At 61.7% G+C, this 24,902-nt stretch carries 24 protein-coding genes and 1 tRNA gene; 2 read left to right on the top strand and 23 right to left on the bottom strand.

Annotation, left to right across the window (positions count from 1 at the left end; translation table 11 throughout):
• Positions 1–5: 5 nt before the first annotated feature.
• The 12 genes from rpsC to rpsL all read right to left on the bottom strand — a co-directional run bounded on the left by rpsC (position 6) and on the right by rpsL (position 8,624).
• Positions 6–731: a 30S ribosomal protein S3 gene (gene rpsC, locus FJ941_RS10200; protein WP_013895697.1), complete on the bottom strand. Its 726-nt coding sequence runs from the start codon at positions 729–731 to the stop codon at positions 6–8.
• A complete protein-coding gene (gene rplV, locus FJ941_RS10195) occupies positions 731–1,120 on the bottom strand; it encodes a 50S ribosomal protein L22 (protein WP_006205462.1) in 390 nt (129 codons plus the stop codon). The genes rpsC and rplV overlap by 1 nt, the downstream gene beginning before the upstream one ends.
• 2 nt (positions 1,121–1,122) lie before the next feature.
• The gene (rpsS, locus tag FJ941_RS10190; RefSeq protein ID WP_006205463.1) at positions 1,123–1,401 is read right to left on the bottom strand and encodes a 30S ribosomal protein S19; all 279 of its coding nucleotides are present in this window, start codon (positions 1,399–1,401) and stop codon (positions 1,123–1,125) included.
• A gap of 16 nt (positions 1,402–1,417) precedes the next feature.
• Positions 1,418–2,251, bottom strand: coding sequence for a 50S ribosomal protein L2 (rplB, locus tag FJ941_RS10185; RefSeq protein WP_140505210.1), 834 nt, complete (start codon positions 2,249–2,251; stop codon positions 1,418–1,420).
• A gap of 22 nt (positions 2,252–2,273) precedes the next feature.
• The gene (locus FJ941_RS10180) at positions 2,274–2,567 is read right to left on the bottom strand and encodes a 50S ribosomal protein L23 (protein WP_010909275.1); all 294 of its coding nucleotides are present in this window, start codon (positions 2,565–2,567) and stop codon (positions 2,274–2,276) included.
• Positions 2,564–3,184, bottom strand: coding sequence for a 50S ribosomal protein L4 (gene rplD / locus FJ941_RS10175; RefSeq protein ID WP_140505208.1), 621 nt, complete (start codon positions 3,182–3,184; stop codon positions 2,564–2,566). The genes FJ941_RS10180 and rplD overlap by 4 nt, the downstream gene beginning before the upstream one ends.
• Entirely contained in the window at positions 3,184–3,906 is a 723-nt protein-coding gene (gene rplC, locus FJ941_RS10170) for a 50S ribosomal protein L3 (RefSeq protein WP_023757978.1), read from the bottom strand. The genes rplD and rplC overlap by 1 nt, the downstream gene beginning before the upstream one ends.
• A 61-nt stretch (positions 3,907–3,967) precedes the next feature.
• Complete coding sequence (rpsJ, locus tag FJ941_RS10165) at positions 3,968–4,276, bottom strand: 30S ribosomal protein S10 (protein WP_010909272.1); 309 nt, start codon at positions 4,274–4,276, stop codon at positions 3,968–3,970.
• 69 nt (positions 4,277–4,345) lie between these two features.
• Positions 4,346–5,521 (bottom strand): elongation factor Tu, encoded by a 1,176-nt coding sequence (tuf, locus tag FJ941_RS10160; protein WP_013895701.1) that lies wholly within the window; start codon positions 5,519–5,521, stop codon positions 4,346–4,348.
• 67 nt (positions 5,522–5,588) lie between these two features.
• Positions 5,589–7,679, bottom strand: coding sequence for an elongation factor G (gene fusA, locus FJ941_RS10155; RefSeq protein WP_027146624.1), 2,091 nt, complete (start codon positions 7,677–7,679; stop codon positions 5,589–5,591).
• A gap of 29 nt (positions 7,680–7,708) precedes the next feature.
• Positions 7,709–8,179, bottom strand: a complete 471-nt coding sequence (gene rpsG, locus FJ941_RS10150; protein ID WP_008875664.1) for a 30S ribosomal protein S7 — start codon at positions 8,177–8,179, stop codon at positions 7,709–7,711.
• Positions 8,180–8,252: 73 nt separating this feature from the next.
• Positions 8,253–8,624 carry a 30S ribosomal protein S12 gene (gene rpsL / locus FJ941_RS10145; RefSeq protein WP_006333356.1) on the bottom strand — a complete coding sequence of 124 codons (372 nt, stop codon included), beginning with the start codon at positions 8,622–8,624 and terminating at the stop codon, positions 8,253–8,255.
• A gap of 465 nt (positions 8,625–9,089) precedes the next feature.
• Here rpsL and FJ941_RS10140 point away from each other — a divergent pair, with 465 nt between their 5' ends.
• Both FJ941_RS10140 and FJ941_RS10135 read left to right on the top strand, forming a co-directional pair.
• Entirely contained in the window at positions 9,090–9,371 is a 282-nt protein-coding gene (locus FJ941_RS10140; protein ID WP_127277968.1) for a transcriptional regulator, read from the top strand.
• Positions 9,372–9,515: 144 nt separating this feature from the next.
• The gene (locus FJ941_RS10135; protein ID WP_181169758.1) at positions 9,516–10,439 is read left to right on the top strand and encodes a Gfo/Idh/MocA family oxidoreductase; all 924 of its coding nucleotides are present in this window, start codon (positions 9,516–9,518) and stop codon (positions 10,437–10,439) included.
• Between the two features lie 4 nt (positions 10,440–10,443).
• Here the strand turns inward: FJ941_RS10135 and FJ941_RS10130 are convergent, their stop codons facing one another.
• The 11 genes from FJ941_RS10130 to FJ941_RS10080 form a co-directional block, all read right to left on the bottom strand.
• Positions 10,444–11,271 (bottom strand): hypothetical protein, encoded by an 828-nt coding sequence (locus FJ941_RS10130; RefSeq protein ID WP_140505205.1) that lies wholly within the window; start codon positions 11,269–11,271, stop codon positions 10,444–10,446.
• A gap of 146 nt (positions 11,272–11,417) precedes the next feature.
• On the bottom strand, positions 11,418–12,083 hold the full coding sequence (locus FJ941_RS10125) for an O-methyltransferase (RefSeq protein WP_140505203.1): 666 nt from the start codon (positions 12,081–12,083) through the stop codon (positions 11,418–11,420).
• Positions 12,084–12,165: 82 nt separating this feature from the next.
• Positions 12,166–16,362 carry a DNA-directed RNA polymerase subunit beta' gene (gene rpoC / locus FJ941_RS10120; protein ID WP_027146628.1) on the bottom strand — a complete coding sequence of 1,399 codons (4,197 nt, stop codon included), beginning with the start codon at positions 16,360–16,362 and terminating at the stop codon, positions 12,166–12,168.
• A 130-nt stretch (positions 16,363–16,492) separates the two neighbouring features.
• On the bottom strand, positions 16,493–20,629 hold the full coding sequence (rpoB, locus tag FJ941_RS10115; RefSeq protein WP_027146629.1) for a DNA-directed RNA polymerase subunit beta: 4,137 nt from the start codon (positions 20,627–20,629) through the stop codon (positions 16,493–16,495).
• Between the two features lie 265 nt (positions 20,630–20,894).
• Positions 20,895–21,272 carry a 50S ribosomal protein L7/L12 gene (gene rplL, locus FJ941_RS10110; protein ID WP_027146630.1) on the bottom strand — a complete coding sequence of 126 codons (378 nt, stop codon included), beginning with the start codon at positions 21,270–21,272 and terminating at the stop codon, positions 20,895–20,897.
• A 54-nt stretch (positions 21,273–21,326) separates the two neighbouring features.
• On the bottom strand, positions 21,327–21,845 hold the full coding sequence (rplJ, locus tag FJ941_RS10105; RefSeq protein ID WP_027146631.1) for a 50S ribosomal protein L10: 519 nt from the start codon (positions 21,843–21,845) through the stop codon (positions 21,327–21,329).
• 410 nt (positions 21,846–22,255) lie between these two features.
• The gene (gene rplA, locus FJ941_RS10100) at positions 22,256–22,954 is read right to left on the bottom strand and encodes a 50S ribosomal protein L1 (RefSeq protein ID WP_027146632.1); all 699 of its coding nucleotides are present in this window, start codon (positions 22,952–22,954) and stop codon (positions 22,256–22,258) included.
• A gap of 4 nt (positions 22,955–22,958) precedes the next feature.
• Positions 22,959–23,387: a 50S ribosomal protein L11 gene (gene rplK, locus FJ941_RS10095; RefSeq protein WP_010909262.1), complete on the bottom strand. Its 429-nt coding sequence runs from the start codon at positions 23,385–23,387 to the stop codon at positions 22,959–22,961.
• 175 nt (positions 23,388–23,562) lie between these two features.
• Positions 23,563–24,090: a transcription termination/antitermination protein NusG gene (gene nusG, locus FJ941_RS10090; RefSeq protein WP_015317996.1), complete on the bottom strand. Its 528-nt coding sequence runs from the start codon at positions 24,088–24,090 to the stop codon at positions 23,563–23,565.
• Positions 24,091–24,117: 27 nt separating this feature from the next.
• Positions 24,118–24,321, bottom strand: a complete 204-nt coding sequence (gene secE, locus FJ941_RS10085) for a preprotein translocase subunit SecE (protein ID WP_027146633.1) — start codon at positions 24,319–24,321, stop codon at positions 24,118–24,120.
• A 357-nt stretch (positions 24,322–24,678) separates the two neighbouring features.
• A tRNA-Trp gene (locus FJ941_RS10080) sits at positions 24,679–24,754 on the bottom strand.
• Positions 24,755–24,902: the final 148 nt, after the last annotated feature.

The raw sequence follows: 24,902 nt of genomic DNA, 5'->3' as shown, positions 1-24,902 counted from the left end.
ATGTCTCAGGCGTTTTCGCGACGACGACCGCGTTCGCGATCACCACCACCGCCATGCGCAGCATCACCCTCGGTCGCACGACGCTCCGAAGCCATCGGATCGTGCTCGAGGATTTCGCCCTTAAATACCCAGACCTTGACGCCGCAAATGCCGTAGGCCGTATTCGCCTCGGCCGTGCCGTAGTCGACATCGGCGCGCAGCGTATGCAGCGGCACGCGACCTTCACGGTACCATTCCATGCGCGCGATCTCGGCGCCGCCAAGGCGGCCGGCGCAGTTGATGCGGATGCCTTCGGCACCGAGGCGCATGGCCGACTGCACGGCACGCTTCATGGCGCGGCGGAACGCGATGCGACGCTCGAGTTGCTGGGCGATCGACTGGGCGACCAGGGTCGCGTCGATTTCCGGCTTGCGCACTTCGACGATGTTGAGGTGCGTCTCGGACTTCGTCATCTCCATCAGCTTCTTGCGAAGCTTCTCGATGTCGGCGCCCTTCTTGCCGATGATCAGACCCGGGCGCGCGGCATGGATGGTGACGCGGCACTTCTTGTGCGGACGCTCGATCACGACCTTCGAGATCGCGGCCTGCTTGAGCTCCTTCTCAAGATACTTGCGGATCTTAATGTCCTCATGCAGCAGCTTGCCGTACTCGCCGGTGTTCGCGAACCAGCGCGAATCCCAGGTGCGGTTGATGCCGAGGCGAAGACCGATCGGATTGACTTTCTGGCCCATTATGCGGCCTCCCCTTTTTCTTCGACTTCACGAACGACGATCGTGAGGTGCGAGAACGGCTTCTCGATACGGCTGGCGCGACCACGGCCACGAGCGTGGAACCGCTTCATGACGATTGACTTGCCGACATAGGCTTCCGCCACGATCAGAGCATCGACGTCGAGGTCGTGGTTGTTTTCCGCGTTGGCGATTGCCGATTCCAGCGTCTTCTTGACCGTGCCGGAAATCCGCTTGGCCGAGAATTCGAGATCGGAAAGCGCTGTCGCGACCTTCTTGCCGCGGATCAGCGCGGCAACCAGGTTCAGCTTCTGCGGGCTGATACGGATCGTGCGCAACACGGCGCGCGCTTCGTTGTCAGCAAGCCTGCGCGGAGCTTTGGCCTTGCCCATGATTATTTCCTCTTCGCCTTCTTATCCGCGCCGTGACCGTAATAGGTCCGCGTCGGAGCGAATTCACCGAACTTGTGACCGACCATGTCCTCGTTCACCGAGACGGGAACATGCTTCTGGCCGTTGTAGACACCGAAGGTGAAGCCGACGAACTGCGGCAGGATGGTGGAGCGACGGCTCCACATCTTGATCACCTCATTGCGACCACCTTCACGAACCTTGTCCACCTTCTTGAGAAGGTAGCCGTCGATGAAGGGGCCTTTCCAAATAGAACGAGTCACTTGGCGTTACCTCTTCTTAGCTCTTGCGCTGATGGCGCGAGCGCAGGATGAACTTGTCGGTCGCCTTGTTGGACCGCGTCTTCTTGCCTTTGGTCGGCTTGCCCCACGGGCTGACCGGATGGCGGCCACCGGAGGTGCGGCCTTCGCCGCCGCCGTGCGGATGGTCGACCGGGTTCATGGTCACGCCGCGATTGTGCGGACGCTTGCCACGCCAAACCGTGCGGCCGGCCTTGCCATCGTTGATGTTGCCGTGGTCCGGATTGGACACGGCACCGACGGTGGCCATGCAGGAGCCGTGAACGACACGCTGTTCGCCCGAGTTGAGGCGCAGGATCGCCATACCCTGGTCGCGGCCGACCAGCTGGCCGTAACCACCTGCCGAACGGGCGACCTGGGCGCCCTTGCCGGGCTTCAGCTCGATGTTGTGGACGATGGTGCCGACCGGCATCGAGGCCAGCGGCATCGCATTGCCCGGCTTCACGTCGACCGCTTCGCCTGCCACGATCTTGTCGCCGGGAGCCAGACGCTGCGGAGCGATGATGTAGGACAGCTCACCATCATCATACTTGATCAGCGCGATGAAGGCGGTGCGGTTCGGATCATATTCGATGCGCTCGACCGTGCCGACAACGTCGAACTTGCGACGCTTGAAGTCGATAATGCGATACGAACGCTTGTGACCGCCGCCGATGAAGCGGGCGGTGATGCGGCCGTGATTGTTGCGACCGCCCGATTTGGTCAGGCCTTCGGTCAGGCCCTTGATGGGCTTGCCCTTGTAGAGGCCCGAGCGGTCGACGATGACCAGCTGGCGGGTGCTCGGCGTTATCGGGTTGAATTTCTTAAGTGCCATTGTCCTGTCCTCGCGGCCTTGCTCAGAGACCCGTCGCGACGTCGATCGACTGGCCGTCGGCCAGCGTCACGATCGCCTTCTTGACGTCGCTCTGGCGGCCGATCGTGCCGCGGAAGCGCTTGATCTTGCCCTTGCGGACAAGCGTGTTCACGGCCATCACCTTGACGCCGAACAGCGCTTCGACGGCGGCCTTGATTTCCGGCTTCGACGCCTTCTTGGCGACGTTGAAGACGACCTGGTTCTGCTCGGAGGCCATGGTCGACTTTTCGGTGATCGCCGGCGAGACGATCACGTCGTAGTGACGAAGGTCGGTCATTTAAAGCGCTCCTCGAGAGCCTCGACGGCGGCCTTCGAAAGGACCAGCGTGCCGCGGCGCAGAATGTCGTAGACGTTGATGCCCTGGATGGGCAGCACGTCGATGTTAGGGATGTTGGTGGCTGCCAGCTTGAAGTTCTTGTCAAGCTCGGCACCGCCAATCACCAGGGCGTTGGTCAGGCCCAGCGTCGCGAAATTCGCGATCAGCGCCTTCGTCTTGGCCTCGGTCAGCTTCAGCTCGTCGATGATGATGATCGACGCGCTCTTGGCCTTGGCCGAGAGAGCATGCTTGAGGCCAAGCGCACGAACCTTCTTGGGCAGTTCATGCTCGTGGCTGCGAACGACCGGGCCGTGGGCCTTGCCGCCGCCGCGGAACTGCGGAGCGCGTGCCGAGTGGTGACGGGCGCGGCCCGTACCCTTCTGCTTGTACATCTTGGCGCCGGTGCGCGCGATTTCGGCGCGGCCCTTTGCCTTGTGCGTGCCCTGCTGCTTCTTGGCAAGCTGCCAGCGCACGACGCGCTGGAGGATGTCTTCGCGCGGATCAAGGCCGAAAATTCCATCGGAAAGTTCCAGCTTGCCGGCGTCTTTACCGCCGAGCGTTGTGATCTTGAGATCCATTATTCCGCTCCCTCTGTGGCCGGAGCCTCGTTCTTCGCAGCCGCCGCAACAGCGCGGATCGCGGCGGGCTTCGGCGCATTGGCCGGCAGCGCCACCTTGGCCGCGTCGCGGACCAGGATCCAGGCGCCCTTCGATCCGGGAACCGCACCGCGGATCAGGATCAGGCCGCGGTCGGCGTCGGTCGAGACGATCTCGACATTCTGCGTGGTGACGCGGGTGTCGCCCATGTGGCCAGCCATATGCTTGCCCTTGAACACCTTGCCAGGGTCCTGACGCTGGCCAGTCGAACCGTGAGTACGGTGCGAGACCGAGTTACCGTGCGTGGCACGGCCACCACCCATGTGGTGGCGCTTGATGACGCCCTGGAAACCCTTGCCGATCGTCGTGCCCGTCACATCGACCTTCTGGCCGGCGACAAAGTGCTCGACGGTGATCTCGGCGCCAACATCGATCATGTTGTCGGCGGAGACGCGGAACTCGGCAACCTTCGCCTTCGGCTCGACGGAAGCGGTCGCGAAATGGCCGCGCATCGCCTTCGACGTGTTCTTCACCTTGGCGAGGCCAACGCCGAGCTGAACGGCGGTGTAGCCATTCTTCTCCTGCGTGCGCTGTGCCACGACCTGGCAGTTCTCCATCTGGAGAACGGTGACGGGAACATGTTCCCCGGCATCATTATAGATGCGGGTCATTCCCACCTTCTTTGCAATCACACCTGAACGCATCGGTTCAATTCCTTTAGAGTTCCGGGCCAGGGACACCGCCCCCTACCGCGCTCTCATTCCCTTAGAGCTTGATCTCGACGTCGACGCCGGCGGCCAGATCGAGCTTCATCAAAGCATCGACGGTCTGCGGGGTCGGATCGACGATGTCGAGCAGACGCTTGTGCGTGCGCATCTCGAACTGCTCGCGGCTCTTCTTGTCGACGTGAGGCGACCGGTTGACCGTGAACTTTTCGATCCGCGTCGGCAGCGGAATGGGCCCGCGGACGTTTGCACCGGTGCGCTTGGCCGTCGACACGATTTCCTTCGTCGAGGCGTCGAGCACGCGGTGGTCAAACGCCTTCAGGCGGATGCGGATATTCTGTCCGTTCATGCGTCACTTCCTTGTTCTGGCGCGGCGCGGGCAACTGCGGCGCCCGCGACAGATCGGTTTAAGTCCAAATTACTCTTTGATGGTGACGACGATGCCGGCACCGACGGTGCGGCCGCCTTCACGGATGGCGAAGCGCAGCTTCTCTTCCATGGCGATCGGCACGATCAGCTCGACATCGACCGTGATGTTGTCGCCGGGCATCACCATCTCGGTGCCTTCCGGCAGCGACACGATGCCGGTCACGTCGGTCGTGCGGAAGTAGAACTGCGGACGGTAGTTGGTGAAGAACGGCGTGTGACGGCCACCTTCGTCCTTGGTCAGGATGTAGGCTTCGGCCACGAACTTCTTGTGCGGCTTCACCGTGCCGGGCTTCGCCAGAACCTGGCCGCGCTCGACACCTTCACGGTCGACGCCGCGCAGCAGCGCGCCGATGTTGTCGCCGGCCTGGCCCTGATCGAGCAGCTTGCGGAACATTTCTACGCCCGTGCAGGTCGTCTTGGTCGTCGGACGGATGCCGATGATTTCCAGCTCCTCGCCGACCTTGACCACGCCGCGCTCGACGCGGCCGGTCACGACCGTGCCACGGCCCGAGATCGAGAACACGTCCTCGATCGGCATCAGGAACGGCTTGTCGAGCGGACGAACCGGCGTCGGGATGTAGGCGTCGACCTGAGCCATCAGCTCGCGGATCGCGTCCTCGCCGATCGTCTTGTTCGAATCCTCAAGCGCTGCCAGCGCCGAACCCTTGACGATCGGAATGTCGTCGCCGGGGAATTCGTTCTTCGACAAAAGTTCGCGAACCTCGAGCTCGACCAGTTCGAGCAGCTCGGCGTCGTCGACCTGGTCGACCTTGTTCAGGAACACCACGATCGACGGCACGCCGACCTGACGGGCAAGCAGGATGTGCTCGCGGGTCTGCGGCATCGGGCCATCGGCGGCCGACACGACCAGGATCGCGCCGTCCATCTGCGCGGCACCGGTGATCATGTTCTTCACATAGTCGGCGTGGCCGGGGCAGTCGACATGCGCGTAGTGGCGGTTGGCCGTCTCGTATTCGACGTGAGCCGTCGAGATCGTGATGCCGCGCGCCTTCTCTTCCGGCGCCGCGTCGATCTGGTCATAGCGCTTGTATTCGCCAAAATACTTGGTGATCGCAGCCGTCAGCGACGTCTTGCCATGGTCGACGTGACCAATCGTGCCGATGTTCACATGAGGCTTAGTGCGCTCGAATTTACCTTTTGCCATGTGATGTCTCCATTTCCTGCTCGCCCATGCGGGCTTTGAATTGCGTTACCGCGGCAGCTCTTTCGAGTTACGCGTATTTCTTCTGGACTTCCTGAGCGACCGCGGTCGGGACCGGCTCATAGTGATCGAACTGCATCGTGTAAGCCGCGCGGCCCTGGCTCATCGAGCGCAGGTTGTCGACGTACTTGAACATGTTGGCGAGCGGCACCATCGCGTTGATGACGACGGCCACGCCGCGCGCTTCCTGGCCCTGGATCTGGCCGCGACGGCCGTTCAAGTCACCGATGACGCTGCCGACGTAATCTTCCGGCGTCACCACCTCGACCTTCATGATCGGCTCGAGCAACTGCACGCCAAGCTTGGGAGCAGCTTCACGAAAGCAAGCACGGGACGCGATTTCGAAGGCAAGAACCGAGGAGTCGACATCGTGGTAGGCGCCGTCGATGAGCGTTGCCCTGACGCCGATCATCGGGAAGCCGGCGAACGGACCAGCGCCCATGACGCTCTGGATGCCCTTTTCAACGCCCGGAATGTATTCCTTCGGCACCGCGCCGCCGACGATCTTGGACTCGAATACGAAGTCCTCGCTCTCGGAATTCGGCTCGAACACAACCTTGACGCGCGCGAACTGGCCGGTACCGCCGGTCTGCTTCTTGTGCGTGTAGTCCTGCTCGTGCTTGCGGGTGATCGTCTCGCGATAAGCCACCTGCGGCGCGCCGACATTGGCTTCGACCTTGAACTCGCGACGCATGCGGTCGACGATGATGTCGAGGTGCAGTTCGCCCATTCCGGAGATGATGGTCTGGCCGCTTTCCTCGTCCGTCTTGACGCGGAAGGACGGGTCCTCGGCAGCCAGGCGATGAAGGGCGAGCCCCATCTTTTCCTGGTCGTTCTTGGTCTTCGGCTCGATGGCGATCTGGATAACCGGATCGGGGAATTCCATGCGCTCGAGGATCACCGGGTGCAACGGATCGCACAGCGTGTCGCCGGTGGTGGTGTCCTTGAGGCCGGCCAGGGCGACGATGTCGCCGGCGAAAGCCTCTTCGACGTCGGCGCGCGAATTCGCATGCATCTGCAGCATGCGGCCGATGCGCTCCTTCTTGCCCTTCACGGTGTTGTCGACAGAGACGCCCTTGGTGAGCTTGCCCGAATAGATGCGGGCAAAGGTCAGCGAACCGACGAACGGGTCGTTCATGATCTTGAAGGCGAGCATCGACAGCGGCTCGTTGTCGTCCGCATGACGCTCGATCTCGGCGTCGGTCTTGGCATCGACACCCTTGATGGCCGGAACGTCGGCCGGCGACGGCAGGTATTCGACAACGGCGTCGAGCAGCGGCTGCACACCCTTGTTCTTGAAGGCCGAGCCGCAGAACATCGGGTAGAACTTGACCGCGATCGTGCCCTTGCGGATCAGCGAACGGATCTCGTCATTCGACGGCATCTTGCCTTCGAGGTAGTTCTCGAGCGCCGTCTCGTCCATTTCGACGGCGGCTTCGATCATCTTCTCGCGATATTCCTCGGCACGCGCCTTGAGGTCGGCCGGGATCTCGACGACGTCCCAGGCAGCACCTAGGGTTTCATCGCGCCAGACAAGCGCGTTCATCTCGACGAGGTCGACGACGCCCTTGAATTCGGTCTCGGCGCCGATCGGCAGCTGCATGACGACAGCCTGCGCACCGAGGCGCGAGCCGATCATCTCGACCGAGCGGTAGAAGTCCGCGCCGATCTTGTCCATCTTGTTGCAGAAGATCATGCGCGGCACGCGGTACTTATCGGCCTGACGCCAGACGGTTTCCGTCTGCGGCTCGACACCGGCGTTGGCATCGAGCAACGCAATGGCGCCGTCGAGCACACGCAGCGAACGCTCGACCTCGATGGTGAAGTCGACGTGTCCAGGGGTGTCGATGATGTTGAAGCGGTGCATCTTGCCGTCACGAGCCTTCCAGAAGGTCGTGGTCGCAGCGGACGTGATGGTGATGCCGCGCTCCTGCTCCTGCTCCATCCAGTCCATGGTGGCAGCGCCGTCGTGCACTTCGCCGATCTTGTGCGACTTGCCCGTGTAATAGAGGACGCGCTCGGTAGTCGTCGTCTTGCCGGCGTCAATATGCGCCATGATACCGAAATTGCGGTAGTCTTCGATTTTGTATTCGCGGGCCATCGTAGCTGCCTCTCAGTCCTGTTCGCGCTTTACCAGCGGTAGTGTGCGAAAGCGCGGTTGGCTTCAGCCATCTTGTGGGTGTCTTCACGCTTCTTCACGGCAGTGCCGCGGTTGTTGGCCGCGTCCATCAGCTCGCCGGAGAGGCGGTCGACCATGGTGGTCTCGTTGCGGTTGCGGGCCGCGGCAATCAGCCAGCGGATCGCCAGCGCCTGGCGGCGCTCGGGGCGCACGTCGACCGGAACCTGGTAGGTGGCGCCGCCGACGCGACGCGAACGCACTTCCACATGCGGCGCGACATTGTCGAGCGCCTGGTGGAAAACGGTGACCGGCTCCTGCTTGGTCTTCGACTGGACCTGGTCCAGCGCGCCATAGACGATCGTCTCGGCGACCGACTTCTTGCCGTCATACATGACGGCGTTCATGAACTTGGTGACGATCAGATCACCGAACTTGGGATCCGGGTTGATCTCACGCTTTTCTGCACTGTGACGACGCGACATGGCTTTTGTCTCTCAATCTCGTAGCCTTGCGCCGGAAAGCGACAAGGCCGGAAAATCTTACTTCGGACGCCCCTTACTTCGGACGCTTGGCGCCGTACTTCGAACGGCGCTGCTTGCGGTTCTTCACGCCCTGCGTGTCGAGCACGCCGCGGATGATGTGATAGCGCACGCCCGGAAGATCCTTGACGCGGCCGCCGCGGATCATGACCACGGAGTGTTCCTGAAGGTTGTGACCTTCGCCGGGGATGTAACCGATCACTTCAAAACCATTGGTCAGGCGGATCTTGGCCACCTTGCGCAGCGCCGAGTTCGGCTTCTTCGGCGTCGTCGTATAGACGCGCGTGCAGACGCCCCGCTTCTGCGGGTTCTGCTGCATGGCCGGGACCTTGTTGCGCTTCACCGGCGCAATGCGCGGCTTGCGGATCAGCTGGTTGACGGTAGGCATTAAACCCTCTTGTCTCTCAATTCCGTGTCTCGTGCCGGTCAAGGCTCGCTCAAAGCGTCATTTCCATACGCAAATTCGGGCCACAAACCGCGCCTTGCGGTCTTGCCCGAACAAATCGCAGAGGAAGCGGAAACCGCTTCGTGCACGCCGGAGATGTCTTTTCGCTCGTAAAACGAACCCTGTTTGAGGCAAACTCCAAAGCGTGTCGCTTCGGAAGCAAGAGCCTCACATCGGTTCTGACTGGGCGGCTTCTACTCGTAAGCCCGCGAACCGTCAAGCCCGCAGTGGCAAATATTGCATTGAAGGCGGGGCTTGGCAGCCATGCGAAAACCGCAAGTAATTTTCTTTCGCCGTTTTGCAAGGGCGAGGAAGAAAGTGACCGGCCTTTGGCTGTTGCGGGGCCTTGCTTCATGCGAAAAAGGCCGCATGAACACTGACAATCCCTCGCCGCGGAGGAATCGGCCCGTGAACGACAATGAAGAACGCCCGGTCACCATCATCACCGGCCGGGTGTGGAAGAAGAAAGGCGGCAAGCCGGAAGGCGTGCATGTCATGCTGGTGGCGCCCGATGACGATTCGGCGGTGCGCCGCGCGCTCGAATCGCTCGCGGCGGAAGGCTATGCCGAAGCCGAACTCGACCAGATCGGCGACATGGAGGGCGAGCCCGACGATGAGCCGCATCTTTCGGCCTTTCAGGGCGCGCTCGAAGGCGAAGTGTCGATCGTGACCTTCGACGTTCCGATCTGATCGCAAGCGTGATGCCCCTCACCTGCCCTGGGCCGCAGTGCCGATTCGTTCGGATAACTGGCATGGCCGGTGCTTGCCCGTCATGTCCGATCTGCTAAGAGACGCGCAGTCGTCCAAACCCGGCGGAGCCTCATGTCCTCATCCATCTCGCCCATAAGAATCGGCATTGTCGGCGTCGGCAAGATCGTCCGCGACCAACACCTTCCGGCACTGGCCAAGGATCGGGACTACCAGCTGATCGCGGCGGCCAGCCGGCACGGCAAGGTCGACGGCATCGCGAATTACCCTGATATTGAGACGATGCTTGGCGCGGTTCCCGAACTCGACGCCGTGTCGCTGTGCATGCCGCCGCAGTTCCGCTATGACGCCGCGCGCAAGGCGCTCGAGGCCGGAAAGCACGTCTTCCTGGAAAAGCCTCCGGGTGCCACGGTCAGCGAAGTCGAGGACCTGAAGGCGTTCGCGACGAAACAAGGCGTCTCTTTGTTCGCCAGCTGGCACTCGCGATACGCGCCGGCGGTGGAAGCCGCACGGACATTCCTGGCTTCGACCAAAATCAAATCGGCGGCGATCGTCTGGAAGGAAGATGTACGGCGCTGGCATCCGAATCAGGACTGGATCTGGCAGCCTGGCGGCTTCGGCGTCTTCGATCCCGGTATCAACGCGCTGTCGATCGCAACCTACATCCTGCCGGCCATGTACATCAGTTCGGCCGTGCTCGATTTTCCCGAGAACCGTGATGCACCGATCGCGGCGCAGGTCGCCTTCCGCGCGGCGAACGGATCTGATGTGACGATGGACCTCGACTGGTTGCAGACCGGACCGCAGAGCTGGGACATCCTGGCCGACACGGATGCTGGACAGATGGTGCTCTCGGGTGGCGGCTCGAAGCTCGCCGTCGACGGCAGTGTCGTACATCAGGAGCCGGAAGCGGAATATCCGATGCTCTACCGGCGTTTTGCCGAGATCGTGCACGCCGGCGTATCGGATGTGGACCTGGCGCCGCTCCAGCACGTGGCCGACGCGTTCATGCTGGGCAAGCGCAACGTAGTCGAGGCGTTTTTCGACTGACCGATTACCGCTCAGGCAAATCTCTTTTTCGGGGCCACTTATCTACCTCCTGCCACATTCGCTCCAGCATTTTCCGCTGGGATGACTCCCAATAAGAGACCGTCGAAACGCAAAGGCGTTCGCCGTATCCGAGTACGAGCTCTTCCAAAGGCGTTTTTTGGATTTCGGCGAGAGGTCGGCGATCAAAGTGAGCTATTAGACCATCAAAATAAAACCGGTAGAATGGCACCTCATAATCCGGCTCTCCGTTGTTACCTTGAATAGTTTTGACGCGAGGAATGGGAGTGTGATTATGCTCAAATCCAAACGTTGAAAGCTGGATAAGTTGGATCTGGAAGTAATCGATCGGATCTGGATTTTCTCCAACGATCATTCTTCGCAGCGTTTCCAAATCTCCCTCTGAAAGCCGCACCTCTGAAAACTCTTCGCGCGTTGAGGCCCCAGCCCGCCAAAGCAAGCTGAGAAAGAAGACGCGAAGCCGTCTCCAGTTGTTATTTCCAACGAAGCGAATTCCCCACTCGGAGCCCGGGATAAGCTCATTGTCAGTGAGCGTTCTCGTTGGCCCCCAGCCACTCCATACCAGCTTGGTCTCCCGCAGCGCACGGATGGCCCAATCGTCGAGTTTAGCGAGTATTGTCTCACCTTCTTGCGTCACAAGTTCTGGGTCGTACCAGCTGCTGTGCCGTGTCACAGGTCGCCTTCCGATACCACCCTGAACAAGTGGTTCACCCAATCCACCCGCTCTGGTCAACGCTTTCGGGATTAGATGAGAATCCACAAACCTTCCAGTTGAACCGGTTAGCTTGCAAACGCCTTGAGCCATTTTTGACATCCAAGAATCCCAACGATAGGCCGCTCCCATTTAGAACGCGGATGCGTCGAACAGAAAGTCATGCCCTCCTATAGGTGTGCGTGGACCAATCCTAAAATGACAACGGGCGCAATAGATCTGTTCGACGACAGCCAGCGGCGCCACTTTCACTTGACAACCGCAATCGCAAACCCGTCATAGCCCTTGGCGCCCACGGTCTGGATGGCGGTGCCGTCCAGCCGTTTGTCGCCGCCGATGAAGGAAAACGCCGCGCGTGCGCCTTCGACATTGGCATCGCGACCATCCTCATCCAGCACGGCGCCGTCACGGATGACGTTGTCGCAGATGATGACCGTTCCGGAGCGCGACAGCCGCAAGGCCCAGGACAGATAGTTCGGGTTGTTCGGCTTGTCGGCATCGATGAAGATGAGGTCGAACGGACCGGCGTTCTCGCCATCCAGTGCTGCAAGCGACTGGAGCGCCGGGCCGACGCGCAATTCCACACGGTCCGCAACTGCTGCCCGCACGAAATTCGAACGCGCGATGCTGGCATGGTGCGGATCGAGTTCGAGCGTCACGACTTTGCCGTCGGCGGGCAATCCCCGCGCCATCCAGATGGTCGAATAGCCGCCCAGCGTGCCGATCTCGAGCACCTTCTTCGCGCCGCTGATGCGCACCAGCAGCGAGAGCAGTTTTCCTTGCGCCGCCGAGACGTCGATCGCCGGCAGGCCGTTGTCGCGGTTGGCCGCCAGAACCGCGTCGAGAACGGGATCCGCCTCGAAGAGCGAGGAGACGATGTAGTTATCGACAGCCGTCCAGATCTTCGTGCTCATCTGTTTTCCTCCGATTGTAGAAATGAAAAAGCCGCCGGGTTGCCCCGACGGCTTCTGTTGCCTGAGATTTTTGCCGCCTCGCTTACTGCGCGGCGGTTGTCATGTCCGCCAGCATCGGCTCGGCGACTTCCACACCGGAGGCCTTGCGGCGCTCGTCGATGATGAGTTCGTCGCGCGAGGTGGCGATGCGCCGGATCTGGCTCATCGTGCCGCCGGTACCGGCCGGGATCAGCCGGCCGACGATGACGTTTTCCTTCAAGCCCTGCAGCATGTCGGTCTTGCCGGCAACCGCGGCTTCCGTCAGCACCCTGGTCGTCTCCTGGAAGGAGGCGGCCGAGATGAAGGACGGCGTCTGCAGCGATGCCTTGGTGATGCCGAGCAGCACCGGCTGGCCCTCGGCCGGCTTCTTGCCGTCCTCGACCAGACGCTCGTTGACCTCTTCCAGTTCGATCACGTCGACATGATCGCCCGGGATGTAGGTCGAGTCGCCCTGCACCGTGATCTCGACCTTCTGCAGCATCTGGCGAACGATCACCTCGATGTGCTTGTCGTTGATCGACACGCCCTGCAGGCGGTAGACTTCCTGGATCTCGTTGACGAGATAGGAAGCAAGTGCCTCCACGCCCTTGATCGCCAGGATGTCGTGCGGCGCCGGATTGCCGTCGAGGATGTAATCGCCCTTCTCGATGACGTCGCCGTCCTGGAGATGGAACGGCTTGCCCTTCGGAATCAGGTACTCGACCGGCTCAAGCGTCGAGTCGTGCGGCTCGATGATGATGCGGCGCTTGTTCTTGTAGTCGCGACCGAAGCGGATCGTGCCATCGATCTCGGCGATGATGGCGTGATCCTTCGGACGACGTGCCTCGAACAGTTCGGCGACACGCGGCAGACCGCCGGTGATGTCCTTGGTCTTGGCGCTTTCCATCGGGATACGCGCCAGGACGTCGCCGGGGCGAACCTGGGAACCCGGCTCGACCGAGAGAATGGCCTCGACCGAGAGCAGGAAGCGGGCATCGCCCCCCTTCGACAGCTTGCCGACCTTGCCCTTGGAGTCCAGGATGGCAATCGCAGGCTTGAGGTCGTTGCCGCGCGGCGTCGACCGCCAGTCGATGACCTCACGCTTGGTGATGCCGGTCGACTCGTCGGCCGTTTCCTGAACGGAAATGCCGTCGACCAGATCCTCATACGACACCTTGCCCTCGATTTCAGTGAGGACAGGACGGGTATAGGGATCCCACTCGGCGATACGCTGACCGCGCTTCACCTTGTCGCCATCGTCCACGAAGATGCGTGAACCATAGGTGACACGGTGCGTCGCGCGCTCCTTGCCGGCTTCGTCGAGGATCAGCACCGCCATGTTGCGGCCCATGACCATCTGCTGGCCGTCCGAGTTGCGCACCACGTTGCGGTTGCGGATCTCGACCTTGCCCTCATAGGAGGCTTCAAGGAACGAGCTGTCCACCACCTGCGCGGTACCGCCCATGTGGAAGGTGCGCATGGTGAGCTGCGTGCCCGGCTCGCCGATCGACTGCGCCGCGATGACGCCGACGGCTTCACCCTGGTTGACCGGGGTGCCGCGGGCCAGATCGCGTCCGTAGCAGACCGCGCAGACGCCGATCCTGACCTCACAGGTCAGGGCCGAGCGGATGCGGACCGACTGCACGCCGGCCTTTTCGATCTGCTCGACGTCACGTTCGTCCATGAGCGTTCCGGCCTTGACCAGAACCTCGCCCGACACCGGATGGGTGATATCGTCGAGCGATGTACGGCCCAGCACGCGCTGGCCGACCGAAGCGACAACCTGACCGGCATCGACGATCGGCTGCATGGTGAGGCCCTTGTCGGTGCCGCAATCCACGGAGTTGACGATGCAGTCCTGCGCCACGTCGACCAGACGACGGGTGAGGTAACCCGAGTTCGCCGTCTTCAAGGCGGTGTCGGCCAGACCCTTGCGGGCGCCGTGGGTCGAGTTGAAGTACTCGAGCACGGTCAGGCCTTCCTTGAAGTTCGAGATGATCGGCGTCTCGATGATTTCACCCGACGGCTTGGCCATCAGGCCGCGCATGCCGGCAAGCTGGCGCATCTGGGTGGGCGAGCCACGCGCCCCGGAGTGCGACATCATGTAGATCGAGTTCATCGGCTTCTGACGGCCATTGTCTTCGAACTCGACCGCCTTGATGCGGGCCATCATTTCGTCGGCGACCTTTTCCGAGCACTTGGCCCAGGCGTCGACGACCTTGTTGTACTTTTCGCCCTGCGTGATCAGGCCGTCATTGTACTGCTGCTCGTACTCTTTGGCCAAGGCCTCGGTGTCCGACACCAGCTTGATCTTGGTGTCCGGGATCAGCATGTCGTCCTTGCCGAACGAGATGCCGGCACGGCACGCATGAGCAAAGCCGAGCGCCATGATGCGATCGCAGAAAATGACCGTCTCCTTCTGACCGCAATGGCGGTAGACGGTGTCGATCATCTTGGAGATGTTCTTCTTGGTCATCTCCTGGTTGGCGGTCTCGTAAGGCACATTGACGTTCTTCGGCAAGAGCTCGCCGATGATCATGCGGCCAGGCGTGGTGTCATGGATCTTCGACACGACCTTGCCTTCGGCGTCGACCGTGCGGAAGCGGCCCTTGATCTTGGCGTGCAAGGTCACGGCCTTGGTCTCGAGCGCGTGCTGGAGTTCGCCCATATCGGCAAACACCATGCCCTCGCCCGGCTCGTTCTGGTTGACGATCGAGAGGTAGTAGAGACCCAGAACCATGTCCTGCGACGGCACGATGATCGGCGCGCCGGAGGCCGGGTGCAGGATGTTGTTGGTCGACATCATCAGCACGCGGGCTTCCAACTGCGCTTCAAGCGACAGCGGCACGTGAACGGCCATCTGGTCGCCGTCGAAGTCGGCGTTGAAGGCCGTGCAGACCAGCGGGTGAAGCTGGATCGCCTTGCCTTCGATCAGGATCGGCTCGAACGCCTGGATGCCGAGGCGGTGCAGCGTCGGCGCGCGGTTCAAGAGAACCGGATGCTCGCGGATCACCTCGTCGAGGATATCCCAGACTTCCGGACGCTCCTTCTCGACCAGCTTCTTCGCCTGCTTGACCGTCGAGGAGTAACCCTTGGCGTCGAGACGGGCGTAGATGAAGGGCTTGAACAGTTCGAGCGCCATCTTCTTCGGGAGGCCGCACTGATGCAGCTTGAGCTCCGGACCGGTGACGATGACCGAACGGCCGGAATAGTCGACGCGCTTGCCGAGCAGGTTCTGACGGAACCGGCCCTGCTTGCCCTTGAGCATGTCTGACAGCGACTTCAGCGGACGCTTGTTGGCGCCGGTGATGACGCGGCCGCGACGGCCGTTGTCGAACAGCGCATCGACGGCTTCCTGCAGCATGCGCTTTTCATTGCGCACGATGATGCCCGGCGCCCGCAGCTCGATCAGCCGCTTCAGGCGGTTGTTGCGGTTGATGACGCGGCGATAGAGATCGTTCAGGTCGGACGTCGCGAAGCGTCCACCATCCAGGGGAACCAGCGGGCGCAGGTCCGGCGGGATCACCGGAACGACCTTCATGATCATCCATTCCGGGCGGTTGCCGGATTCCATGAAGTTCTCGACGACCTTGAGCCGCTTCAGATACTTCTTCTGCTTCAGCTCGGACGTGGTCGAAGCCAATTCCGAACGCAGGTCGCCGGCGATCTTCTCCAGGTCCATGCCGGCCAGAAGGTCATGAATGGCCTCGGCGCCGATCATGGCGGTGAACGAATCCTCGCCATACTCGTCGACGGCGATCATGTACTCTTCCTCGCTGAGCAGCTGGTGCTCCTTCAGCGCGGTGAGGCCAGGCTCGGTGACGATGTAGTTCTCGAAGTAGAGGACGCGCTCGATGTCCTTCAGCGTCATGTCGAGCAGCGTGCCGATGCGCGAGGGCAGCGACTTCAGGAACCAGATATGGGCGACGGGTGCCGCCAGCTCGATATGGCCCATGCGCTCACGGCGAACGCGCGACAGCGTGACTTCGACGCCGCACTTCTCGCAGATGACGCCCTTGTACTTCATGCGCTTGTACTTGCCGCACAGGCATTCGTAGTCCTTGATCGGGCCAAAAATGCGCGCGCAGAACAGACCGTCACGCTCCGGCTTGAAGGTGCGGTAATTGATGGTCTCCGGCTTCTTGATCTCGCCGAACGACCAGGACAGAATCTTCTCAGGGCTGGCAAGCGAAATCCGGATGGAATCGAACACCTGCGCAGGCGCCTGCGGATTGAAGAGATTCATGACCTCTTGGTTCATGCCGTTCTCCTTTTCGGGGTCCTCGAAAACCCCTTGCATCTAACGCGGGCCGAATGCCCGCTGAGTGGTCGGCCCACCGGCCGTCGAATTTCGTGGACGCGCCGCGGCATTCCGCGACGCGCCGTAGCCGTTACTCGGCTGCGTCCGGCAGTCGAACCGGAGCTTCGTCGAGCTTGGTGTTCTCCAGCTCGACATTGAGGCCAAGCGACCGCATTTCCTTGACGAGCACGTTGAAGCTCTCGGGAATGCCTGCCTCGAACGTGTCGTCGCCACGCACGATCGCCTCGTAGACCTTGGTGCGGCCGGCGACGTCGTCCGACTTCACTGTCAGCATTTCCTGCAGCGTGTAGGCGGCGCCGTAGGCTTCCAGCGCCCAGACCTCCATTTCGCCGAAGCGCTGGCCACCGAACTGCGCCTTGCCGCCCAGCGGCTGCTGGGTGACGAGCGAGTACGGGCCGATCGAACGCGCGTGGATCTTGTCGTCCACCAGGTGGTGAAGCTTGAGCATGTAGATATAGCCCATCGTCACCTTGCGATCGAACGGCTCGCCGGTGCGGCCGTCATAGAGCTGCGACTGACCGCTGGTATGCAGGCCTGCCTGCTCCAGCATGATGTTGATGTCAGCCTCATGCGCGCCGTCGAACACCGGGGTCGCGATGGAGACGCCGCGGCGCATCTGCTCGCTGAGGCGAACGATGCTCTCGTCGTCATACTCGCGGACCGGCTCGTTGCGGTCGTTGGCCGGCATGAAGCTTTCCAACGTCTTGCGCAGCGGCTTGATATCGCCGGCAGCCTTATACGTGTCGATCAGCTCGCCGATCTTCCTGCCCATGCCGGCACAAGCCCAGCCTAGATGCGTTTCCAGGATCTGGCCGACATTCATGCGGCTCGGCACACCCAGCGGGTTGAGCACGATATCGGCATGCGTGCCGTCCTCGAGGAAAGGCATGTCCTCGACCGGAACGATGCGCGACACGACACCCTTGTTGCCGTGACGCCCGGCCATCTTGTCGCCGGGCTGCATCTTGCGCTTCACCGCCACGAAGACCTTGACCATCTTCATGACGCCCGGAGGCATTTCGTCGCCGCGCTGCACCTTCTCGACCTTGTCCATGAAGCGTTGCTCAAGCGCCTTCTTGGAATCGTCGTACTGGCCACGCAGGGCTTCCAGTTCGCTCTGGAGCTTTTCGTTCTCCACCGCGAACTGCCACCACTGCGAACGCGGATACTCGTCGAGCGTGTCCTTGGACAGCGTAGAGCCCTTCTTGAAGCCCTTCGGTCCAGCGATCGCTTCCTTGCCGACGAGAACGTCGGAAAGACGCGCATAGACGTTGCGATCCAGGATCGCCTGCTCGTCGTCACGGTCCTTGGCGAGGCGTTCGATCTCCTCGCGCTCGATCGCCATGGCGCGCTCGTCCTTCTCCACACCGTGGCGGTTGAACACGCGCACCTCGACGACGGTGCCGAAGGTGCCCGGAGGCATGCGCATCGAAGTGTCGCGCACGTCGGAAGCCTTTTCACCGAAGATGGCGCGCAGAAGCTTCTCTTCCGGCGTCATCGGGCTTTCACCCTTCGGCGTGATCTTGCCGACCAGGATATCGCCAGGCTGAACTTCCGCACCGATATAGACGATGCCGGCTTCGTCCAGGTTCTTCAGCGCTTCTTCCGAGACGTTGGGAATATCGCGCGTGATTTCCTCCGGACCGAGCTTGGTGTCGCGGGCCATGACCTCGAATTCCTCGATGTGGATCGAGGTGAAGACGTCGTCGGCCACGATACGCTCGGAGAGCAGGATCGAGTCCTCGTAGTTGTAGCCGTTCCACGGCATGAACGCGACCAGCACGTTGCGGCCGAGCGCCAGATCACCGAGCTCGGTCGACGGACCGTCGGCGATGATGTCGCCCTTGTTGACCCGGTCGCCCATACGCACCAGCGGACGCTGGTTGATGCAGGTGTTCTGGTTCGAACGCTGGAACTTCATCAGCCGGTAGATGTCGACGCCGGACTTGCCCGGGTCGAGATCCTCGGTGGCGCGGATAACGATACGCGTCGCGTCCACCTGGTCGACGATGCCGCCACGACGGGCGCCGATGGCGGCACCTGAGTCACGGGCGACGATCGGCTCCATGCCGGTGCCGACGAACGGCGCCTCGGCGCGCACCAGCGGCACGGCCTGACGCTGCATGTTCGAGCCCATCAGAGCGCGGTTGGCGTCGTCGTTCTCGAGGAACGGGATGAGCGCCGCGGCAACGGACACCATCTGCTTGGGCGACACGTCCATCAGGTCGACGTTTTCGCGCGGCGCCATCATCACTTCGCCGGCGCTGCGGCAAATGACGAACTCGTCGACGAAGCCGCCGTTCTTGTCGAGCTCGGCGTTGGCCTGCGCGACATGGTGCTTGGCCTCTTCCATCGCCGAGAGATAGACGACGTCATTGGTCAGCTTGCCGTCGACGATCTTGCGGTACGGGCTTTCGATGAAGCCGTACTTGTTGACGCGCGCGAAGGTCGCCAGCGAGTTGATCAGACCGATATTCGGGCCTTCCGGCGTCTCGATCGGGCAGATGCGGCCGTAATGCGTCGGGTGCACGTCGCGCACTTCGAAGCCGGCGCGCTCGCGGGTCAGGCCGCCCGGTCCAAGCGCCGACAGGCGACGCTTGTGGGTGATCTCCGACAGCGGATTGGTCTGGTCCATGAACTGCGACAGCTGCGAGGAACCGAAGAACTCGCGCACGGCGGCTGCCGCCGGCTTGGCGTTGATCAGGTCCTGCGGCATGACCGTGTCGATCTCGATCGAGGACATGCGTTCCTTGATCGCGCGCTCCATGCGAAGCAGGCCGACGCGGTACTGGTTCTCCATCAGCTCGCCGACCGAACGCACGCGGCGGTTGCCGAGATTGTCGATGTCGTCGATCTCGCCCTTGCCGTCGCGCAGTTCGACCAGCGTCCTGACCACGGCCAGGATGTCGTCCTTGCGCAGCACGCGCACGGTGTCCTCGGCCTTGAGCTCGAGACGCATGTTCATCTTGACACGGCCGACGGCAGACAGGTCGTAGCGCTCGCTGTCGAAGAACAGCGAGTTGAACATGGCTTCGGCGGTCTCGAGCGTCGGCGGCTCGCCCGGGCGCATGACACGGTAGATGTCGAACAGCGCGTCCTGGCGGCTCTCGTTCTTGTCGACGGCGAGCGTGTTGCGGATATAGGCGCCGACATTGACATGGTCGATGTCGAGGACCTGGATCTCCTGCTCGCCGGTGCCGAGCAGCACCTTGAGCGTCTTGTCGTCGATCTCGTCGCCGGCCTCGAGGAAAATCTCGCCGGTGGCATAGTTGACGATGTCCTCGGCAAGGTAGTTGCCGAGCAGATCCTCGTCGGTCGCCTTGATCGCCTTGAGACCCTTCTCGCCGAGCTGACGTGCCTGGCGGGCGGTGATCTTCTTGCCCGCCTCGACGACGATCTCGCCGGTGTCGGCGTCGACCAGGTCGCCGACGGCCTTGAGGCCGCGGAAACGCTCGACGTTGAACGGAATGCGCCAATGGTCGCCGGCGCGCTTGTAGGTGATCTTGTTGTAGAAGGTCGACAGGATCTCCTCGCCGTCCATGCCGAGCGCCATCAGCAGCGACGTCACCGGAATCTTGCGGCGACGGTCGATGCGGGCGTGCACGACGTCCTTGGAATCGAACTCGATGTCGAGCCACGAGCCACGGTAGGGGATCACACGGGCGGCAAACAGAAGCTTGCCCGACGAGTGCGACTTGCCCTTGTCGTGGTCGAAGAAGACGCCCGGCGAGCGGTGCATCTGCGAGACAATGACGCGCTCGGTGCCGTTGACGATGAAGGTGCCGTTCAAGGTCATGAGCGGCATGTCGCCCATGTAGACGTCCTGCTCCTTGATGTCCTTGATCGACTTGGCACCGGTATCCTCGTCGATATCGAACACGATGAGGCGCAGCGTCACCTTCAGCGGCGCGGCATAGGTCAGATCGCGCTGACGGCATTCGTCAACGTCGAATTTCGGTCCTTCGAACTCGTACTTCACGAACTCCAGCATGGAGGAGCCGGAAAAATCGGAGATCGGGAAGACCGACTTGAAAACAGCCTGCAGTCCTTCGTCGGGACGTCCGCCCTTGGGCTCGTCCACCATCAGGAACTGGTCATAGGATGCCTTCTGAACCTCGATGAGGTTCGGCATCTCCGCAACTTCCGGGATCTTCCCGAAGAACTTGCGTACGCGTCTGCGGCCATTGAAAGTCTGGGTCTGGGCCATCGTCGCTCCTTAGCTCTAAACTCGGGACGAACCTCGCCGCGGTTCGTCTTGCATACTGAGCCACCTGGGCGGCGGCTCTCTGTCTGTTCTCCGGCCGCCTCTCCAATTGCTTGGCGGTTACCGGCTAAAACGGGAGAAAACCCGTTTCCTGAAGGCCGGTTTACGGCCCTCAGGAAAGAGGTTTTCGTACATCTCGCGTCACGCAGCCTCCCCTGTCACCCAAGGGAGTGGCGGACGGCGCGAGGCCGCCCGCCGCTTGATACGCTTACTTCAGCTCGACCTTGGCGCCGGCTGCTTCCAGCTGGGCCTTGAACTTGTCGGCGTCGGCCTTGGAAACGGCTTCTTTGACCGGCTTCGGAGCCGCTTCGACCAGGTCCTTGGCTTCCTTGAGGCCAAGACCGGTGATGGCGCGGACTTCCTTGATGACGTTGATCTTCTGAGCGCCGGCGTCGGTGAGGACGACGTCGAATTCCGTCTTTTCCTCGACGGGAGCAGCAGCAGCGGCAGCACCGCCGGCAGCGGCAACCGCGACCGGAGCAGCAGCCGAAACGCCCCACTTTTCTTCCAGAAGCTTCGACAGCTCAGCCGCCTCGAGGACGGTCAGCTTCGAAAGGTCGTCTACGATCTTTGCGAGATCAGCCATTGTTGTATTCCTTCGTTAGGTTCGAACGTGTGTTTTTGATAGCGAGGAACGGCCTCATGCCGCCTCGTCCTTCCGGGCGTAAGCGCCGATGACGCGCGCGACCGAGGCCGCTGGCGCATTGACGATCTGGGCGATCCGGGTTGCCGGCGTGGCGATCATGCCAACCAGCCTGGCGCGCAGCTCATCGAGCGACGGAAGTGTGGCGAGTGCCTTCACACCGTCGGCGTTGAGCGAGGTGGTGCCCATTGCGCCGCCGAGGATGACGAGCTTGTCATTCCCCTTGGCGAAATCGGACGCGACCTTCGGCGCCGCAATCGGATCCTCCGAATAGGCGATCAGCGTCTGTCCCTTGAACAGGTCGATGATCGATGCGGAGTCCGTGCCCTGAAGAGCGATTTTGGCGAGACGGTTCTTCGCGACTTTAACGGTGCCACCGGCGGCGCGCATTTTCGACCGAAGGTCGTTCATTTGCGCGACGGTGATACCGGCATAGTGGGCCACGACGACTGAACCTGCGCCCGAAAACGCATCATTCAGGCCCGTGACGAGTTCGCGTTTTTCCGCTCTGTCCACTGCCTATCTCCAGTTGACCCCAGTCCCGTTAATGGGAACATTCCCATTTTCGAGGACAGGCGTCGGGTTGCCTTTGCCGGCCGGGCCATCCAGTAACGGATCTCCCGAACGACGCTCGAGGATCCTGCCCCCTTTCGCCACATCGACGGCCAAGCCGGCGATGCGCAGACAAAAGGCAAACACGGTTCGAACCTTTCATTGGAGCTTGTTGCTCCGTTGTCCGGTTTTCACCCGTCTCATGCAGGCCCACATGAATTAAGGCCCTCCTCTTGAATCAAGGTTCGGGCCGCCCGCAATCTCGGACAGGATGTCCGGAAGCCTTCCGGCTTCCGGTACCGGGCCCAGGATTAATCCAAGGCCCGGAATTCAGTCACGGACCGGCCTTCGAGAGGCCGATCCAAATGGTCCAATCATGACGCGGCGAGCGTCGAGACGTCGAGCTTGAGGCCTGGGCCCATCGTCGAGGTGACAGACACCTTCTTGACGTAGTTGCCCTTGGCGCCGGTCGGCTTTGCCTTGGTCACCGCATCGGCGAAGGCACGGATGTTCTCTTCCAGCGCCTTGACGTCGAACGAGACCTTGCCGACGCCGGCATGAACGATGCCGGCCTTTTCGACGCGGAACTCGACAGCGCCGCCTTTCGATGCCTTGACGGCCGCGGCGACGTCGGTGGTGACGGTGCCGACCTTCGGGTTCGGCATCATGCCGCGCGGGCCGAGCACCTTACCGAGACGGCCGACGAGCGGCATCATGTCCGGCGTGGCAATGCAGCGATCGAAATCGATCGTGCCCTTCTGGACGATGTCGACCAGATCCTCGGCACCGACGATGTCGGCACCGGCGGCCTTGGCCTCTTCAGCCTTGTCGCCACGGGCGAACACGGCAACACGGACCGAGCGGCCGGTGCCGTTCGGCAGGTTGACCACGCCGCGGACCATCTGGTCCGCGTGACGCGGGTCGACGCCGAGGTTCATGGCGACTTCGACGGTCTCATCGAACTTGACCGAGGAGCGATCCTTGAGCAACTTCAGCGCATCACCGAGCGCGTAAGCCTTGTTGGGATCGATGCCTTCACGGGTCTTCGATACACGCTTTGCAATCTTTGCCATGATCTTAGCCCACCACTTCCAAACCCATCGAGCGGGCCGAGCCCTCGACCATACGCATGGCCGCTTCGACGTCGTTCGCGTTCAGATCCTTCATCTTGGCGGTCGCAATTTCGCGAACCTTGTCGCGCGAAACGGTGCCAGCCTTGACCTTGCCCGGCTCCTTCGAGCCCGACTTCAGGTTCGCGGCCTTCTTCAGGAAGTAGCTCACCGGCGGCGTCTTCATGACGAAGGTGAACGACTTGTCCTGGTAATAGGTGATGACGACCGGAACCGGCGATCCCTTTTCCATTTCCTGGGTCTGCGCGTTGAACGCTTTGCAGAACTCCATGATGTTGATGCCGCGCTGACCAAGCGCCGGGCCGATCGGGGGCGACGGCGTAGCCGATCCCGCGGAGACCTGGAGCTTGAGCTGGCCTGCAATTTTCTTAGCCATCTCTTTTCCTGCCTTTGTCTATGCCGGCCCCACGATCTGGGAAACACCGGCGGTTGCAGTCTGGTGGTGCGGTTCTTGCGGCCGGCTAAAGCCGCCTTCGCCTCCCACCGTTCTCAAGGCCGCGCGTTGCCGCACCGCCTCACCTGATCGCCAGACCGGCATCAGGGATTTCGGATCAGCCCTTTTCGACCTGCCCGAATTCCAGATCGACAGGCACGGCGCGCCCGAAGATCGAAACTTCCACCTTGAGCCGCGCCCGCTCCTCGTCCACTTCCTGGACGAAACCGTTGAACGACGCGAAGGGACCATCCGAAACGCGGATCGCCTCGCCGATCTCGAAGGTGACCGAGGGCTTCGGCCGCTCGACGCCTTCCTGCACCTGGTTCAGGATGCGCTGCGCTTCCGCCTCGGTGATCGGCACCGGCTTGGAGTCGCCGAGGAAACCGGTGACCTTCGGCGTGTTCTTGACCAGCGAGAACACGGCGTCGGTCAAATTAGCCTTCAAGAGCACGTAGCCCGGGAAGAACTTGCGCTCGGCGTCGACCTTACGGCCGCGACGAACCTCGACGACCTTCTCGGTCGGCACCACGATCTGCTCGATATCGGCGGACAGACCCTTCTGCTTGGCCTTGTTCTCGATGTCCTCGGCGACCTTCTTCTCGAAGTTCGAATAGGCGTGGACGATGTACCAGCGCGTAGCCATTTTTACGACTTCTCCTAATCGCCGGACTTAGCGTCCAATGCCCAGAATCTGCTCGACCGCGAGGCCCATGAGCTGATCGGCGGTGAAGAAGAAGATCATCGCGATCACAGCGAAGGCCAGGACCATGATCGTCGAGATCATCGTCTCGCGGCGCGACGGCCAAGTCACCTTGGCTGTCTCCGCGCGCACCTGCTGGAGAAAGACGAAAGGATTTGTGGTTTTCGAAGCCATATGCCGCCTGTCTTCAAGACCCGTTGGCCGGGTCCCCTGGATGATCCCGCTGGCCGGGACGTGCCGCCTGAGCCCAATCTCGCGCCGAATCAGCGCAATCATTTCGCCCATGCAAATCAGACGCGTAAAGCCGGCTTCCCAGCTTCACGCGTCGCGTGTCTGTTTCGTCTACATAAAACCGATTCTTGATCCACGCAAGTGGCAAGTGTCCGCTTTATGACCAAACGCCGCCTCGGAACCATCCAGTCGTTCCGTTCCGGCTATGGCACCTTTATGCCCCAATGAGCCCAATATGGCAAGCGGGTCACCGATTTTCAAAGGCCGCCTGCAAAATCGTTGTGATGCCATCTTGGAAAATGGCACGGGCAGCAGGGCTCGAACCTACGACCTGCGGTTTTGGAGACCGCCGCTCTACCAACTGAGCTATGCCCGTACACGTGCGCCTCGGCGCAGGCGCTTCCTAAAAGCTTCCGCACGCTCTGTAAAGAGCGGTTTGCAAGCAAACATGCCTTAACCCTGCGCCAGAAATCGGGATAGTCGGCAACTCAGCCAGAAACCGCCCCCCCTGCCCCCCCCCGCGG

The organism is Mesorhizobium sp. B2-3-13 (assembly GCF_006442195.1).
GTDB classification, from domain to species: Bacteria; Pseudomonadota; Alphaproteobacteria; order Rhizobiales; family Rhizobiaceae; genus Mesorhizobium; species Mesorhizobium salmacidum.
Note: the sequence above shows the minus strand (reverse complement) of the source record. Positions and strands in the feature narration are given on the sequence as shown.